The 16460-nt window shown below is 70.6% G+C and carries 14 protein-coding genes and 1 pseudogene; 9 read left to right on the top strand and 6 right to left on the bottom strand.

Annotation, left to right across the window (positions count from 1 at the left end):
- Positions 1-64: 64 nt before the first annotated feature.
- From ACRYCC_RS38150 to ACRYCC_RS38135, 4 genes are read left to right on the top strand one after another with little or no spacing between them, the layout of a single operon-like run.
- Positions 65-646 (top strand): 2-oxoacid:acceptor oxidoreductase family protein, encoded by a 582-nt coding sequence (locus tag ACRYCC_RS38150; protein WP_433818945.1) that lies wholly within the window; start codon positions 65-67, stop codon positions 644-646.
- The gene (locus ACRYCC_RS38145) at positions 639-1892 is read left to right on the top strand and encodes a transketolase C-terminal domain-containing protein (RefSeq protein ID WP_433818944.1); all 1254 of its coding nucleotides are present in this window, start codon (positions 639-641) and stop codon (positions 1890-1892) included. Before ACRYCC_RS38150 ends, ACRYCC_RS38145 begins: the two co-directional genes overlap by 8 nt.
- Positions 1893-1897: 5 nt before the next feature.
- The gene (locus ACRYCC_RS38140; protein WP_433818943.1) at positions 1898-2914 is read left to right on the top strand and encodes a thiamine pyrophosphate-dependent enzyme; all 1017 of its coding nucleotides are present in this window, start codon (positions 1898-1900) and stop codon (positions 2912-2914) included.
- Positions 2911-4539: an NAD(P)-binding protein gene (locus ACRYCC_RS38135; RefSeq protein ID WP_433818942.1), complete on the top strand. Its 1629-nt coding sequence runs from the start codon at positions 2911-2913 to the stop codon at positions 4537-4539. Before ACRYCC_RS38140 ends, ACRYCC_RS38135 begins: the two co-directional genes overlap by 4 nt.
- Before the next feature lie 40 nt (positions 4540-4579).
- Here ACRYCC_RS38135 and ACRYCC_RS38130 read toward each other — a convergent pair whose 3' ends face one another.
- From ACRYCC_RS38130 to ACRYCC_RS38110, 5 genes and pseudogenes are all read right to left on the bottom strand, one after another.
- On the bottom strand, positions 4580-8071 hold the full coding sequence (locus tag ACRYCC_RS38130) for an FG-GAP-like repeat-containing protein (protein WP_433818941.1): 3492 nt from the start codon (positions 8069-8071) through the stop codon (positions 4580-4582).
- Between the two features lie 288 nt (positions 8072-8359).
- Positions 8360-9541, bottom strand: coding sequence for an elongation factor Tu (gene tuf, locus ACRYCC_RS38125; protein WP_433818940.1), 1182 nt, complete (start codon positions 9539-9541; stop codon positions 8360-8362).
- Between the two features lie 281 nt (positions 9542-9822).
- The gene (locus tag ACRYCC_RS38120) at positions 9823-10119 is read right to left on the bottom strand and encodes a YiaA/YiaB family inner membrane protein (RefSeq protein WP_433818939.1); all 297 of its coding nucleotides are present in this window, start codon (positions 10117-10119) and stop codon (positions 9823-9825) included.
- A gap of 472 nt (positions 10120-10591) precedes the next feature.
- Positions 10592-10720, bottom strand: a complete 129-nt coding sequence (locus tag ACRYCC_RS38115) for a DUF397 domain-containing protein (RefSeq protein WP_433818938.1) — start codon at positions 10718-10720, stop codon at positions 10592-10594.
- Positions 10721-10788: 68 nt separating this feature from the next.
- Positions 10789-11016: pseudogene (locus tag ACRYCC_RS38110) on the bottom strand (Scr1 family TA system antitoxin-like transcriptional regulator); the annotation flags it as partial.
- Positions 11017-11324: 308 nt separating this feature from the next.
- Between ACRYCC_RS38110 and ACRYCC_RS38100 the strand changes: the two are divergent.
- From ACRYCC_RS38100 to ACRYCC_RS38090, 3 genes are all read left to right on the top strand, one after another.
- On the top strand, positions 11325-12083 hold the full coding sequence (locus ACRYCC_RS38100; protein WP_433818937.1) for an ATP-binding protein: 759 nt from the start codon (positions 11325-11327) through the stop codon (positions 12081-12083).
- Positions 12084-12166: 83 nt separating this feature from the next.
- Positions 12167-12328 carry a hypothetical protein gene (locus tag ACRYCC_RS38095; RefSeq protein WP_433818936.1) on the top strand — a complete coding sequence of 54 codons (162 nt, stop codon included), beginning with the start codon at positions 12167-12169 and terminating at the stop codon, positions 12326-12328.
- A 107-nt stretch (positions 12329-12435) separates the two neighbouring features.
- Positions 12436-13551, top strand: coding sequence for a PQQ-dependent sugar dehydrogenase (locus ACRYCC_RS38090; RefSeq protein WP_433818935.1), 1116 nt, complete (start codon positions 12436-12438; stop codon positions 13549-13551).
- Between the two features lie 109 nt (positions 13552-13660).
- On the opposite strand, the gene ACRYCC_RS38085 is transcribed toward ACRYCC_RS38090, so the two are convergent.
- Entirely contained in the window at positions 13661-14512 is an 852-nt protein-coding gene (locus ACRYCC_RS38085; protein WP_433818934.1) for a DUF6939 family protein, read from the bottom strand.
- Between the two features lie 210 nt (positions 14513-14722).
- Here ACRYCC_RS38085 and ACRYCC_RS38080 point away from each other — a divergent pair, with 210 nt between their 5' ends.
- Positions 14723-15418: a hypothetical protein gene (locus ACRYCC_RS38080; protein ID WP_433818933.1), complete on the top strand. Its 696-nt coding sequence runs from the start codon at positions 14723-14725 to the stop codon at positions 15416-15418.
- Positions 15418-16245: a transporter substrate-binding domain-containing protein gene (locus ACRYCC_RS38075; protein WP_433818932.1), complete on the top strand. Its 828-nt coding sequence runs from the start codon at positions 15418-15420 to the stop codon at positions 16243-16245. Before ACRYCC_RS38080 ends, ACRYCC_RS38075 begins: the two co-directional genes overlap by 1 nt.
- Positions 16246-16460 lie beyond the last annotated feature (215 nt).

The raw sequence follows: 16460 nt of genomic DNA, 5'->3' as shown, positions 1-16460 counted from the left end.
TGCCGGGTTAGACAGGTGGCGACCCCGCGGCGACCGGCGGCGACGAGAGAGAGTGAGGCCCGCGATGTTCCAGGTACGCGTCCATGGGCGAGGCGGCCAGGGAGTGGTCACGGCGGCCGAGCTGCTGTCGGTCGCCGCGTTCCTCGAGGGCCGGTACGCCCAGGCGTTCCCCACCTTCGGCTCGGAGCGCACCGGCGCCCCGGTCGTGGCCTTCTGCCGGATCGACGACAAGGAGATCCGGGTCCGGGAGCCGATCATGCGGCCGGACGCCCTGATCGTCCAGGACGCCACGCTGCTGCACCAGGTCGACCTCTTCAGCGGGTTGAGCCCGGACGGGTACATCCTCATCAACTCCGCCCGCGGATTCGGCGGCCTGGGGCTGGGGGAGTTCGCCGGGAGCTTCCGCCGCGAGCGCCTGCTGACGGTGCCGGCGACCGAGCTGGCCCGCAAGCACCTGGGCCGCCCGGTGCCCAACGCGGTGCTCCTCGGCGGCTTCTCCGCGATCAGCGCGGTGATCTCGCTGGAGTCCGTACAGGCGGCGATCCGCGCGAGGTTCCCGGGCCCGGTCGGCGACCGCAACAGCGCCGCCGCCGCCGAGGCCTTCGAGTTCGTACGTACCGAGATAGGGGAGTCGGCCGATGCTTGAGCAGACCGAGGGTTCGCGTGCCGTCGCCAGGGCGGTGGCGCTGTGCCGCCCCGAGGTGATCTGCGCATACCCCATCTCGCCGCAGACGCACATCGTGGAGGCGCTCAGCCGGCTGGTGAAGTCCGGTGAGCTCGCGCCCTGCGAGTTCGTCAACGTGGAGTCGGAGTTCGCCGCCATGTCCGTGGGCATCGGCGCCTCCGCCGCCGGCGCCCGCACCTACACCGCCACGGCGAGCCAGGGGCTGCTCTACATGGTGGAGGCGCTCTACAACGCCTCCGGGCTCGGGCTGCCCATCGTGATGACAGTGGCCAACCGGGCGATCGGCGCTCCGATCAACATCTGGAACGACCACAGCGACTCCATGTCGCAGCGCGACTCGGGCTGGATCCAGTTGTACGCGGAGACCAACCAGGAGGCACTCGACCTGCACATTCAGGCATTCAAGATCGCCGAGGAGCTGTCGCTGCCGGTGATGGTGTGCATGGACGGCTTCATCCTGACGCACGCCTGCGAGCGGGTGGACATGCCGTCGCAGGAGCAGGTCGACGCGTTCCTGCCGCCGTACGTACCGCGCCAGGTCCTGGACCCGGACGACCCCGTCTCGATCGGGGCCATGGTAGGGCCGGAGGCCTTCACCGAGGTCCGCTACCTCGCGCACGCCCGGCAGATGCAGGCCCTGGAGCTCATCCCGGCGGTCGCGGCGTCGTTCGCGGAGGCGTTCGGCCGGTCGTCGGGCGGGCTGATCAGCACGTATCGCTCCGAGGACGCCGAGACCGTCGTCGTGGCGCTCGGCTCGGTGCTCGGCACGATCGAGGACGTCGTCGACGAGATGCGCGACCAGGGGGCACGGATCGGCGTGGTCGGCATCACGTCGTTCCGGCCCTTCCCGCTCGACCAGGTGCGCGCGGCCCTGGGGCATGCGCGGCGGGTCGTCGTGCTGGAGAAGGCGCTGGCCGTCGGTATCGGCGGGATCGTCTCCGCCAACGTCAGGATGGCCCTGTCCGGGATCCAGTTGCACGGCTACACCGTCATCGCCGGCCTGGGTGGCCGGGCCATCATCAAGGACTCGCTGCACCGGCTCTTCGCCGACGCCGTCGCGGACGAGCTCGAACCGCTGACCTTCCTCGACCTGGACCGCGAGCTGGTCGAGCGGGAGCTGCGGCGCCGCCGCGAGACCCGCCGGTCGGGGCCGACCGCCGAGAACATGTTGCGCGACGTGGGCGTCGTCGCGGCCAGGATCGGGTGAGACAGATGCCAGTACAGCCCATCAGGTTCTACCAGACCGGCAGTTTCGTGGTCGGGAACCGCCTGCTGGAACCCGGCCGGCGGTCCGTTCAGGCGGACATGGAGCGGACGAACTCGCTCAACTCCGGGCACCGTGCCTGCCAGGGGTGTGGTGAGGCGCTCGGCGCCCGCTACGCGCTGGACGCGGCGATGCGCGCGACCGGCAACCGGATGGTGGCCGTCAACGCGACCGGCTGCCTGGAGGTGTTCTCCACCCCCTTCCCGGAGACGTCCTGGCAGGTGCCCTGGCTCCACTCGCTGTTCGGCAACGCGCCGGCGGTGGCCTCCGGCGTCGCCGCGGCGATGAAGGTCAAGGGCCGTACCGACGTGCGGGTGGTCGCCCAGGGCGGCGACGGTGGCACGGTCGACATCGGCTTCGCCTGCCTGTCCGGCATGTTCGAGCGCGACGACGACGTCCTGTACATCTGCTACGACAACGAGGCGTACATGAACACCGGGGTTCAGCGCTCCGGTTCGACGCCGCCCGCCGCCCGCACCATGACGACGCAGGCGGTCGGCGCGGAGCCCGGCAACGTCTTCGGGCAGGGCAAGAACGTGCCGCTGATCGCCATGGCGCACGAGATCCCCTACGTGGCCACCGCCACCGTCGCCGACCTGCGTGACCTGGAGTACAAGGTGCGGCGCGCCATGGAGTTCCGGGGCGCGCGCTACCTGCACGTCCTCGTGCCCTGCCCGCTCGGCTGGGGCAGCGCGTCCTGCGACACGATCCGGGTGGCCCGGCTGGCCAAGGAGTCCGGGCTGTTCCCGGTCTTCGAGGCCGAGCACGGAGAGGTGGTGGGCGCCTCCAAGATCCGCCGCAGGGTGGCCGTCGAGGAGTATCTGAAGCTGCAGGGACGATATGCCCACCTGTTCGGCGACCCGCCCCGTACCGACGTCATCGCGCGGATCCAGGCGATGGCCGACCGTAACATCCGCCGGTTCGGGCTCCTCGATCCCGGATCCGCCGAGGAGGAGTCCCGATGAAGGACAAGCCGTTCGCGATCACGCTCGACGTCGGGTCGAGCCTGGCCAACAAGACCGGGGCCTGGCGGACAGAACGCCCCGTCTACCAGGACCGGCTTCCGCCGTGCAACAGCGCCTGCCCCGCCGGGGAGAACATCCAGCAGTGGCTGTTCCACGCCGAGGACGGGTCGTACGAGGACGCGTGGCGGCGGATCATGGTCGACAACCCGTTTCCCGCGGTGATGGGCCGGGTCTGCTACCACCCGTGCGAGACGGCCTGCAACCGGGCGCGGCTCGACGCGGCCGTGGGGATCAACTCCGTCGAGGCCTTCCTCGGCGACGAGGCGATCCGGCGCGGCTGGACCATGCCGGTCGAGGCCGAGCCCTCGGGCAAACGCGTGCTGGTGGTCGGCGCCGGTCCCGCCGGGCTGTCCGCCGCCTACCACCTCACCCGCCTGGGCCACGCGGTCACGGTCGCCGACGCCGGTACGGCTCCCGGTGGCATGATGCGCTTCGGTATCCCGCGCTACCGGCTGCCACGTGAGGTCCTGGACGCCGAGGTGCGGCGCATCGCCGACATGGGCGTGCGCCTGGAAATGGGCCGGAAGGTGACCGACCTGCTCGCCGAGATGCGCGACGGCGGCTTCGACGCGGTCTTCCTCGCGGTCGGCGCGCAGATCGGCAAGCGCGCCTACATACCGGCCGGTGACTGTGCCCGAGTCCTGGACGCGGTCTCCATGCTGCGCAGCATGGAGGGCGAGGAACCGCCGCTGCTGGGCCGGCACGTCGTGGTGTACGGCGGCGGGAACACCGCCATGGACGCCGCGCGCACCGCCCGCAGGCTCGGCGCCACCGACGCGGTCGTCGTCTACCGCCGGACCCGCGAGCGCATGCCCGCACACGACTTCGAGGTGGAGGAGGCGGTGGAGGAGGGCGTGCGGATGAAGTGGCTGTCCACCATCGCGCACGCGGACGGCGACCGGATCACCATCGAGAAGATGCGGCTGGACGACTCGGGGTTCCCGCAGCCCACCGGGGAGTTCGAGGAACTGCCGGCCGACTCGGTGGTGCTCGCGCTCGGCCAGGAGGCGGACCTGTCCCTGCTGGACGGGATTCCCGGAGTGCAGCGGGCCGGCGGCACGGTGCGGGTCGGCGACGACCTCATGACGGGTCATCCCGGCATCTTCGCCGGCGGTGACATGGTGCCCGCGGAACGCACCGTCACGGTCGCGGTCGGACACGGCAGGAGGGCGGCCCACCGGATCGACGCGTGGCTGCGCTCGGTGACGTACGAGGAGGGCGAGCCGGCCGAACCCGCCAGGTTCGACCTGCTCAACACCTGGTACTACGCCGACGCGCCCGCCACCGAACGCCCCCGGCTGGACCTGGCCCGCCGTGGCTCGACCTTCGACGAGGTACGGGGCGGCCTCGACGAGTCGAACGCGCTCTTCGAGGCCCGCCGCTGCCTCTCCTGCGGCAACTGCTTCGAGTGCGACAACTGCTTCGGGGTCTGCCCCGACAACGCCGTGATCAAGTTGGGTGCGGGCAAGGGTTTCGAGATCGACTACGACTACTGCAAGGGTTGCGGGCTCTGCGTCGCCGAGTGCCCGAGCGGTGCGATCACGATGGTGCCGGAGGAGTCGTAGGGGCGGACATCTCGGGGCGAACATTTCGGCGGCGCACGCCTCAGGGCACCGCCAGGGCCGGGCTCAGGTTGCCGCCGTCGTCGACGGCCTGCACGGTCACGGCTCCGGCGGGCACCGGCAGGGTCTGGACGGAGCCGGCGGGGACGGTGGCGGGGACGGTGGTCGTACGGCCGCCGGCCGTCACCAGGTAGGAGGTGACCCGGCCGGCGTACCAGTCGTCACCCGGGGCGGTGAAGGTCAGCGCCGTCCCCTGGCGGGCCGGACGGCGCAGGACGCCGGGCGGGCGGGTGTCCAGCCCGTAGCGCCCGGTGCGCCACTCGTCGTGGTGGTAGGTCCACCATTCGGTGTTGGACGCCGCCGTGCCCGGGGTGGACCACGCGAACAGATAGCCCTCCCGGGTCATGGTCACCAGGTCGGTCCTGCCGTCCGCGTCGAGGTCGCCGGTCGTGGGGGACCAGATCGTCCAGCCGCCGGTGAAGTGCACCGTGGTGCCGGTGGCGGAGCCGCCGGGGGAGAAGGCGTGCAGGGTGGAGGTGTCCCCGCCGTCGATGACCTCGGCCTTTCCGTCGCCGGTGACGTCGGCGACCACCGGCGCGCCGAGGAAGCCCAGGCCGGTCCGCGCCTTCGGGAATCCCGGCACGGGCAGCGAGGTGGCCGCGTCGTAGCCGCGCTCGTAGTTGCCGACCCCGACCCCGCTGCCGGGGAAGAGCAGGGCGGCCGCCAGCGAGACGCCGCCCGAGCCCGCCTCGGTGTAGCCCAGCCGCCCGAACAGCCCGAAGCGCCCGAAGGCGCCGGTGGTGGTGAAGGACGCCGGGATGTCCACCGGCAGGTTGCCGTTGAGGACGGCCTTCGGTGACAGGCCGGCCGCCGGGTTCTCCAGCGGCCCGTAGTTCTTGAGGATCCTGCCGGTACCGGAGATGAGGTAGGTCGGCGCGAACGACGGACCGGTGGCCACCTCGTCCTTGCCGTCGCCGTCCACATCGGCCACCACCGGCTGGTTGACCGCCTCGGTGACGAACTCCTGGGCACTGCCGTAGAACGTCATGATCGACGACATGCGCACCGGCCAGCCCGCGACGGGGCTGCCGTCGGCGTGGTAGGCGAAGGCGTGGTTGGCGCCGTAGAACTGTTCCCCGCCGCCCTTGCTCTCGGAGTACTGCGAGCGGACGACGATCTCCGGCTTGCCGTCGCCGTCCAGGTCCGCCACCGCGGGGGTGGCGTCCAGCTTCTGGTCGTTGATCTTCACATACCCGGCGGCCGGCGCCGCGTCGATGCTCACCTTGACCGGCCAGCCGGGCAGGTCCGACCCGTCCGGCCGCCAGGCGTGCAGGCGTCCGTCCCAGCCCGCCTGGACCACGTCGAGCCGGTGGTCGCCGTCGAGGTCGACGAGCACCGGAGCGGCGGTCGCGCCCCGGGCGGGCAGCCGGGTGTAGTCGAGCGCGGGCCGGGGGATCGGTGGTCTCGTCACGCCGGTGTCGAGCGTCTTCGGCCAGCCGGACAGTGCCTTGCCGCCGGCGTCGAAGGCGTAGGTGCGGCCCGTCGTGCTGGTGACGACCACCGCGAGCCTGCCCTGGTGGGTGAGGTCGCCGATCGCCACCGGCGCCAGCACCGGCTCGTGACCGGGGTCGATGCCGGGGTAGGCGCGCTGGGGAACGGTCGGCCGGGTGGTCACCGGCCAGCCCGGCAGCTCCGCGCCGCTCACCGCGTCACGGGCGTGCACCCGTCCGTCCGCGTCGCCGTAGACCAGCGCCTGCCGGCCGGTGCCCTGCAGGTCGGCCAGCGCCGGCTGGCTCTCTCCGCTGGTCCCCGTCCTGATCGGGAAGCCCGCCCGCCACGACGGGTCGTGGTGGACGGCGATGGCGCGGCGCTCCTCGCCCATGCGCCCGGCCTTGTCCCAGACTCGCAGCCGCAGCGTCACGGTGTACTGCTCGCTGGCCGACAGCGCCTTGTCCTTCGACTGGGTGTACTGCGCGGCCCACACCGAGCGCGGCACCTTCGTCAGGTCCAGCGTGCCGATCCGGCCGTCGTACGCCGAGGTGCCGGTGCCCGAGCCGCCCGTGCGGAAGTCGGAGTCGGCGGGCTCGATGCCCGGTGCCCACTGGAGCTCGTAGCGGTAGCCGGGCGAGCGCGGCGCGGCGACATGCCCGGTGACCTCGACCGAGGAGGTACGGGTCGGGTCGTACAGGGCGTACCAGTCGGGGCTGGAGATCCAGCCGACCGGCGGCACGTCGCCCCGCGAGATCGCCCGCAGCGCCTTGGTGACGTTGGGTCGTCCGTAGCCGTACTGTCGGTCCCAGCCCGGCTTGCCCGGCCAGGGCAGCGACGGGTCGTCGATGTCGCTCGCGGTGGCGCGCAGCACCTGTACGGCCTCGGCGTTGGTCAGCGGTCCGCCGGTCTTCAGGCCCGTCCCCGGGCCGGTCTTCAGGCCGTACGACATCAGCAGCCCGAAGACGCCGCCGGTCGTGGGGGTCGACTCGGAGGTGGAGCCGCCGGTCGTGGCCACCGAGAACATCGCCTTCGCGCCGTACGAGGTCAGGTCGGACCGGGTCCGGAAGGTCGTGGTCAGCGTGTTGGCCAGCGGCGCGGGCACGCCGACCGTGTTGGCGACGACCCCGTTGCCGGGGATCACATGCGGCCAGTACATGCCGCCCTGGTGGTCGGTGGAGTCGAAGTCGTTGCTGGACTCGACGATGACCACACCGTCGTGCCACAGCTTCTCCACGACCTGGCGCGCGTACGAGGAGTACCCCAGGTCCGCGGTGGTGCTGACGATGACCTTGGCGCCCATGTGCGCCGCGTACAGCCAGGCCTGGGCGAGGTCGTCGGTGCGGTCGAGCGCCTCCTGGCCCGCCCGGATCGGCAGGATCCGGCACTCGGGGCAGATCCCCGCACCGCCGACGCCGTTGTCGGTCTGCGCCGCCAGCGTCTTCATCTGCCCGTTGGCGTGGCCGTAGGTCGCGTCGTAGGTGGCCGGGTCGTTCTGGCCCTCGTAGAAGTCCCAGCCCGCGACGTCGTCGGTGAACCCGTTGTGGTCGCCGTCGGTGCCGTCGGAGAACGCGACGATCAGGTCCTCCGGATCGATCCGGCCGTTGCCGTTGGCGTCGCGCACCTTGGGGTCGGCGGCGTAGTCGGCCGCGGTGACCGCCCCGTCGCCGTCACGGTCGTACCCGGCCGAGCCCGCCGGCCTGGGCAGCTCTCCGGTGTTGAGATAGACCTTGTCGGCCAGTTCGGCGGCGTCGCCGTTGTGCCAGTTGATGCCGCCCTCGACATAGGCGATCACCACGTCGGGTGAGCCGGTGGTGTAGTCGCGCCAGGCGGTGTCCACCGACATGCCCGAGGCGTTCTCCGGGTCCCTGGCGCCCGGAGTGCAGCGCGGCATGAACGAGTAGAGATTGTGCTGTTCCCCGTCGGGCACGTTGCGGCACTCACCCGGGGCTTCGGCCGGGGCGTACGACGGGTCGTTGGGCGGGCCCTGGGGGAACCCGGCCCGAGCGGCGGCGACCGGGCCGCACATCACGAGAAAGGCGGCCATCACAGCGCACATCCACCGCATTCACGTCTCCCGCGACCGCGTCTGACCGTGATCCGCGCCGGCCCGGAGGCGAACTTCGTGACCCGGTACGAACACGATGTACGAACGTGAATGTGACTCAGGTTCGCGGCGGAAGATAGGTGACTGACCCCATGTGGTCAACGAGCCCTGGCAGGTTTACCGCCCCCGGGACAAGGTGTAGACCCCACCCACCCCTCCGTGATCATGCAATCGTTCGTCGGTTGATTGCATGATCACGGAGGTTGTCGGGCCGGTGGGGGGCGGCCCTCAGCCGAGCAGGGCCCGGACGGTGCCGGCGCCGACCGTACGGCCGCCCTCGCGGATCGCGAAGCCCAGCCCCTCGGTCATCGCCACGGCCTTGCCCAGGTCGACCGTCATCTCGACGGTGTCACCGGGCAGCGCCATGCCGCCCTCGCCCAGGTCCACCCCGCCGACGACATCGGTCGTCCGGAAGTGGAACTGCGGCCGGTAGCCGGTGAAGAACGGCCGGCTGCGACCGCCCTCGTCGGCCGTCAGCACCCGGACCTCGGCCTGGAACCGGGTGTGCGGCCGGATCGAGCCCGGAGCGGCGATGACCTGACCGCGCCGGACCTGGTCGCGCTTGACCCCGCGCAGCAGCAGCGCCGTGTTGTCCCCGGCCTCGGCGTGGTCCATCCGCCGCCCGAAGGTCTCCAGCCCGGTGCAGACCGTGGCGAAGCCCTCCGCGAGGCCGACCACCTCGACCGCGTCGCCGACCCGGACCGAGCCCTGCCCGACGACCCCGGTCACGACCGTGCCGCGACCGGTGATGGTCAGCACGTTCTCGACCGGCATCAGGAACGGCCGGTCGGTGATCCGCTCCGGGATCGGCACGTACGCGTCGATCGCGTCGAGCAGGTCACCGATGCGGGCCGCCCAGTACGGGTCGCCCTGCAGGGCCAGCAGCCCGGAGACCCGGATGACCGGGATCTCCTCGCCGGGGAACCCGTACTCGGTCAGCAGGTCGCGGACCTCCAGCTCGACCAGGTCGAGCAGCTCGGTGTCCTCGACCATGTCGGCCTTGTTGAGGGCGACCACGAGGTGCCGCACGCCCACCTGGCGGGCGAGCACCACGTGCTCACGGGTCTGCGGCATCGCACCGTCCTGCGCGGACACGACCAGCACGGCCCCGTCGATCTGGGCCGCACCCGTGATCATGTTCTTGACGTAGTCGGCGTGACCCGGCATGTCCACATGGGCGTAGTGCCTGGTCGCGGTCTCGTACTCGACATGCGCGATGTTGATGGTGATGCCGCGGTCACGCTCCTCCGGGGCTCGGTCGATGCCCTCGAAGGGGATGGACGTCGCCAGCCCCCGCTCGGCGAGCACCTTGGTGATCGCCGCGGTGAGGGTGGTCTTGCCGTGGTCGACGTGACCCATCGTGCCGATGTTGAGGTGCGGCTTCCTGCGCTCGTACAGATGCTTGGCCATGATGTCTCCTCGCTACGTTTCCTGCGGGAGAACCGAAATGCCGACCACCCTCCTCCGTGGGTTCTCGAAGGCGGGACGGAGGAGGGTCAGAGTCGCAGGCCGCCGGCGGGTGCTGCTGCCGAGACGGCAGCCGGCACCGCGCCCGGCAGAGCTGCGAGCTCTGCGAGCGAGAGGATGCCGGCCGCGGTGAACATGGCTCAGATGGTACGGATCGGGCGCGCAGACGTCGACGCATTTTCCGGCGACCGTAGCTCGGGTCTCTGGGTCTCCGGGTCTGCTGGTCAGATGCCCTCCACCCGGAAGGGGTCGTGCTCGGCGAGCAGCTTGTCCAGCCGGGCCTTGTCGACCCGGCTGACGACCGCGTCACTCTCCTGCTTGTCGCGGACGCACTTGGCGAGGGTGAACGTTGAGGTGATGACGTAGAGGAGACCCAGGGCGAGGAAGGCCCGCACCCAGACGTTGACCGGGAGGTAGATGACGCCGATGGCGACGGCGAAGCTGGAGATGGCGAACGAGATGACCGCCTGTACGAAGAACGCGGTGGTGCTCTTCGGCTGAACCTGGGGAGAGGTGCTCATGTCCCGACCCTCGCAGGGCGGAACCGCCGGCGCCTGAGTAGCCGTACTCGACCGGCGACTCATCCCGCCTGAGTACCTGGTCGGGCCCGCCACAACACCGATCACGGCCAGGGCGGGGCTGTCCAGGGCAGGACCGCGACTCATGGCCAGTGCGGAGCGCGAGGGCCATGGCCTGGGCGGGCCGTGCCGTTCACGGCCAAGGCGGGGCTGTCCAGAACTGGGCCGTGGTGGATGCTTCTCGCTTTGCTTTGCCCTGACCACTCCCGCGCGGCCTGTGCACAGCCCGACGACCCGAGGCCGCGTATCAGTGGTCAGGGCAAATGCGCGGGAAGACGTGACCGGCCCTACGGGTCTCGCGCTACAGACCTCGCGCTACAGGAACGGGCCTGGCGCCGCTGCTCCAGAAGGTAGTGATCCGTTTTACCGCGGCCGTGGAGGTCCCGGCCATGGGTGGGCGTTCAGCTGGCCCGCCTTACAGGTGGTCGTTCTTGATCCTGTGGAGGAGTGCCGAGAAGCGGTCGGGCCGGAGGGTGAGGTGTCCGAGACCGGGGTTCTTGCTGTCGCGGATGCCGATGTTCCCCAGGACGTGGGCCACTTCCACGCAGTCGGTGTCATCGAGTCCGGCACTTTCATGATTTTGAAGGATCCGGTGAGCCCCAGGTGGGCGCCCATTGTCTTGGGGACCACTCGCAGGGCGATGTTCGGAAGTTCGGAGAGCTCCAGCAGCCGGAGAAGTTGTTCTCGCTGGACATCAGGGCCGCCCACCCGCCATTCGAGGGCCGACTCGGCGAGCAGGACCCAGATCAAGGGTGGATCGTCTTTCGTCAGGATGCGCTGGCGCTCCATTCGCTTGGCGACCTGCCTCTCGACATCTGTCGATCCGGCCGACCGGAACAACGCTCGCGCGTAGTCCGGTGTCGGCCCGCCTCCCAATGAGAGACAGTCTGCCGGGCGGCGTTTGTGATCTCGCCTACCCGGGCGCAGGAGAATCCACGCTTCACCCGGAGTGAGTGCAGGTGGACGGCGATAAGGTTCCAGATCGACGCTCGTGGATCCGGGACTCTCTGAGCTTCACGGGGGGTGCCTCGCGATCGTCGGTGTCTCTAATCGCTCTGTAGTCAATGGAAACTCTAAGTCACCAATGCAGGCTGTGACCTGGAACAACGGAATTCATTGGTTCTGGGGAGCGGGTCACAATGGGGTGGATGGTGACTGGTAAGGCTGCTGATATCGCCGCCGGCGGCGTCTGCTCCTGGCAACTGCCGCCGGACCCGAGCTGCGCGCAGGCGAGCCGGTCCCTGATTCGTACCACCATGACCACGCTGGGCCTCGACGCCGAGCTCATCGACGCCGCGGTTCTGGCCGTCAGCGAGCAGGCGACCAACGCGCTGCTGCACGGCACGCGTACGGAATCGTACGAGCCGGTGGTCCCGGCCGAGTTGTGGGTCTGGGCCCGTACCGCGCCGACGCCGCAGCTGGTGGTGGCGGTGTTCGACACCGGTCGCGATCAGTGGCCCGGGGTGGGCGACGGTGAACTGCTGGACGAGCACGGCAAGGGGATCGGGATAGTCGCCGCCGTCGCGCAGGCCTGGGGCACGCATCTGTCCCGAGCCCGGCTGAGCCCGCGCCGGGAGCCCGGCAAAGTGGTCTGGAGCGCCTTCGGGCTGCCCGGCCCCTGGCCGGACCCGGGATCGTTCGCCCCGCCGGGCCGTACCGCCCGGCACCTGGCCACGCTGCTGAGTGCGCGGGGAGCCGAGGGCGTCGGCCACCGGGACGAGCGCGGCGTGTCCCTGGTGACCGTCCCGCTCTCGCGGGGTGGTGGGCTGAACATCTGGATCGAGCCGAAGCGGTGCACCTTCACCGATACCGACGGCACCCGCGTCCAGCGGCTGGTGATCGACATCAGTGACCTGGCGGAACATCTCGTACGCCGGATCGAGGAGGACCGCGCGCGCTCGGGGTGACCGGGACGCGAGCTTTCATCCCTCGGGGCACCCGCGCACCGTGGCCCGGCACGAGAGCCGCACGACCGTGACGGCGTCCGGTCGTGTTCACCGGGACTGACGATCACGGTGACCGGCCCTGGATCCGGTCGGCGGCGTACGCCGATCACCCCGGACCGGTGCTGATCACGATCACCGCGGTCGACGCGGCCGGAAACGAGTCGACGGCGAGCAACGGGCAGACCGTGACCACCCAGCCCTGCTGATCGCAACCGGAGGCCGTCCACAGACGAAAACGGTACGGTCACGCCTGAGCGCCGGCGAAACCCGAGCCCGTCCCCGCTCGTATGTAACAGTGACGAGGGGTGAGTTCATGAGACGACGCTTGACCATCGCCATCGCGACCGGTGTGACACTGCTGGCCGCAGGCTGCTCTTCGGCCGAATCCGACGGCGCCGCGCGGACACCGGCTCCGCTGCCCACGACCGCGCGGCCCGGTACGACCGGGCAGGCCGGCGCCGCCCGGCTCGGACAGCCCCGGCAGCTGGCCACCGGGCTCGAGGTGCCGTGGGCGGTGGCGTTCCTGCCGGGCGGCGACGCCCTGGTCACCGAACGCGAGAGCGCCCGGCTGCTACGGGTGACCCCGCAGGGCAAGGTCTTCCCGCTCGGCACGGTGCCCGGGGTGGCGCCCGCCGGTGAGGGCGGCCTGCTCGGGGTTGCGGTGTCGCCCACCTACGACGCCGACCACCTCGTCTATGTGTACTTCACCAGCGCCTCGGACAACCGGATCGTTCGCTTCGCCCTGACCCGCACCGGCATCGGGCGGCTGGAGAACCTGGTCACCGGCATCCCGAAGGGCACCATCCACAACGGCGGGCGGCTGGCCTTCGGCCCGGACAAGATGCTGTACGCCGGGACGGGGGAGACCGGCGAGAAGGGGCTGGCCCAGAACCGCGGCTCACTGGGCGGCAAGATCCTCCGGGTCACTCCGGAGGGCAGGCCCGCGCCCGGCAACCCGTTCGGCACCCGCGTCTGGACCTACGGCCATCGCAACGTACAGGGGCTGGCCTGGGACGACAAAGGGCGGATGTACGCCACCGAGTTCGGCCAGAACCGCCTGGACGAGATCAACCGGATCGAGCCGGGCCACAACTACGGCTGGCCCGAGGTCGAGGGCGTCGGTGGCCGCGGCAAGTACACCGACCCGCTGCTGACCTGGGCGACCTCGGAGGCATCACCGTCCGGGCTGGCCTATGCGGACGGCTCATTGTGGGCCGCGGCGCTGCGCGGCGAGCGGCTGTGGCAGGTGCCGCTCACTCCCGAGGGCTCGGTGGGCCGCCCGGTGGCCCACTACCAGGGCACGTACGGGCGCTTGCGCGCGGTCGCCCGGGCCGCCGACGGATCGCTGTGGGTCACCACCAGCAACCGGGACGGTCACCTCACCCCGCGGCCCGGCGACGACCGGATCTTCGTCATCCCGGTGAGCTGAGCCGAGTGCGGCGACCGCGTTTCCGCATGCCGGACGAGGTCACGAGCGCCTCCAGAGTGCAGCCGGCATGGGCCGGGCCGTCGGGGCGGTTCAGCGGCAGCGATCGAGGTCAGCGGCAGCGATCGAGGAGGGTGTCGATCGCCTCGTAGGGGGTGGTGAAGAAGACGGTCGTCGGCAGCGGGTACGGCTCTTCGCCGCCGCTCCAGGTCGGACGCGTGATCGCGTACTGCGAGGCCGTGAACGACAAGCCCCAGGGCTCGTTCTCGTGGACCCGGATGAGGACGTCGTCGCAGCGGCCGCAGGTGAACCAGGCGACGGCCGCCAGACCGGTCAGCGGGTGGCCGAGGCCGATCTCCCTGGTCAGCTCCTCCTCCACCGCCGTGCCGCGGTCGGTGCGCTCGACCAGCCGCAACGGCGCGTCCTCGGCCGCGCTCTCGCAGGAGGCCAGCGGACCGGCGAGCACGTCCCAGGTGCCCCACTGCTCGGCGAGGGCGGCGAGTCGTGCGCGAGCGAGTCCGGTGATCGGCACCCGGCAGTCGAGCAGGGCGGAGACCAGGGTCTCCAGAGCGCCCTCCTGCTCTCCGATGTCCCAGAAGTCGGCGGGTTCGTCTCGGCGCTCGACAGGCAGGAGCCCGACGATGTCCCGGAACCCCTCCCGCTCGTCGAAGGGCTCGGTCGTCCGGTCGCGCTCCAGCATGTCGGGGCTCCTCTTACCGCTCGTCCGCTTGGCCGGGTCGACGTCGGCGGCCTCGAACACCTTCAGCGCCTGCCAGATGCCTTCGACCGACTGGCTCGCCGCGCCCGGTGAGAAGGGAACGGGGATGCCGCCGTGAGGGTAGAAGGGACTCAGCCGCACCCAGGGCTCCGGCGCCCTGGAGGTGACGTCGATGACCACCGCGCCCGGATGTGCCGTCGCGATGGCCGCGGGCGAACGACGCCTGCTTGCCACATGCATGGTCATCAGGACGGTTCCGTCCGGTGGACCCCCGGCTTTCTGCCCGGAGCATCGAGCCGGCGGGTCCGGCGGGCTCGCCGGGTTCGGAATGGTTCCGCAGCACTGCGCAGCAATGTCACGGGCGCGACCGTAGCAGCGCCCACCGACATATCCGCCCACAGCCAGGCTGGGGCGAAAGCGACCAATAATCCGGGCTCCTAGGGGGAATCAGTGGCCATGCGGACAAACCGGTCCTGTGTATTGCCGGCGTTCCTGCTGATCATCACTTTGCCGATCTCGATCTTCGCCGGGGTATTGGTGCTGACCAGGACGAACCCCTTGAAAGAGGGCGATGTGGTGATCGGAACGGCCGCACCCCGGGGTGCGGGAGTCACGTTTCCCGCGCTCAAGGACGGCAAGATCCTGGCCGCGAACCAATGGCCGGACGCGTGCTCCTTCGTGGACGAGGAGGAGATCAAGTCGATCTTCCCCGGTGTCAAGGACATCGAGCAGGAGCGGCGCTGGATCCACAGCGTGTCGATCAAGGATTTCGCCGCGGACCCCTCGTGGAGGGAGAGTGCTCGCTCCGAATCCGGCCAGTGCCTCTACAGCATGCGTCTGCCGGGCGAGGTCTACCATGCCACCCAGTTCTGGATCCGTATCGAGAGTGTGGCCGACCCCGCGTTGATCGCCGCTTACTACCGGCGTGTCGCACCGGCGGTCGACACCGGCCAGGGCTCGAAGGGCGCGGATCAGTGTGCCATCACCGGGCAGGCGCAGGGCGACTGGTTCTGCCGCAAGGGCCCGCTCCTGTTCACCGTCGGCGGGCAGACCACCGTGACGTTCAAGGGCAGACCGGCTCCGGCCCCCTGGTTCTGGCGCGACGACGTCCTCCCCGAGTTCGTACAGACCATCACCGCGAAGATCAAATAATGGGCCAGAGTGCCGGCGGATTCCCGAGTGCCCGGTTGCTGGTGGTGATGCTGCTGCTCGCGCTGTTCCCGATGGCGTGCGGCATGTCGCGGCTGTCGATCGTGGACAAGGAGACGTTGGTGGTGGGGGTCCGGCCGGACCTGCCCGGGCTCGGCCTGCGGCTGCCGGACGGCACGTTCGAGGGGTTCGACGTCGACGTGGCCCGATATCTGGGCGGCCGGCTCGGAGCGCGCGTCCGGTTCGTCCCGGCGCTCGCGGCCGACCGGGAGCCGCTGCTGCTGTCCGGCAGGGCGGACCTGATCCTGGCGACCTTCTCCGTCACCCCGGAACGTAAGACCAGAGTCGCCTTCGCCGGGCCGTACTACGCCTCGTACCAGGACATCCTGGTGCGGTCGGACGAGCGGAGGATCCGGGGCGTACGAGATCTGAAAGGCCGCAGGATCTGCGCGGTGCGGGGCTCCGACACGGCCGAACGCGTGGTGGAGGGGCGGAAGGTGGCCGCCGTGGTGGTCCCGGCCGCGGACTACGACCAGTGCGTGACCATGCTGCGGAACGGCGCCGTGGAGGCCATCACCACCAACGACGTGATCCTGGTCGGCCTGATCCGACGGGAGGGCGGCATGCGGCTGGTCAACGCCAAGTTCGGCGAGCAGCGGACCGGCATCGGCATACGGAAGGGCGATCTGGACGGGTGCGAGGCCCTCAACCGGGCCATCATCCGGATGTACCAGGACGGCACCGCCCGCAGGCTCATGCAGAAGTGGTTCGGCGGCACCGGCCTGGACCTGTCCGTCATCGACGTCCCCCAGTTCGAGGGCTGCGACTGACCATCGGGTGTTCCGGAGGGCGGGGCTCCTTCCCGGGGAGGAGACCGGCTCCCGCCGGCAGGGGGTACGGACTGCCCGGCGAGGGGAGGCGGCGGTGCCGCCGTCCGGGCGATCGTGGTCGGCATGAACAGTTCCCGGGATCGCTCCCCATCGTTCGCCCACCCGGCAGGGGCCGGCCGGGCACCGCTCAGGTGGCGCGCGGGCGGCGGCACCGC

The sequence above is a fragment of the Actinomadura scrupuli genome (assembly GCF_050971785.1).
GTDB lineage: Bacteria > Actinomycetota > Actinomycetes > Streptosporangiales > Streptosporangiaceae > Actinomadura_E > Actinomadura_E scrupuli.
This window is presented reverse-complemented; position numbering and strand designations above follow the sequence as displayed.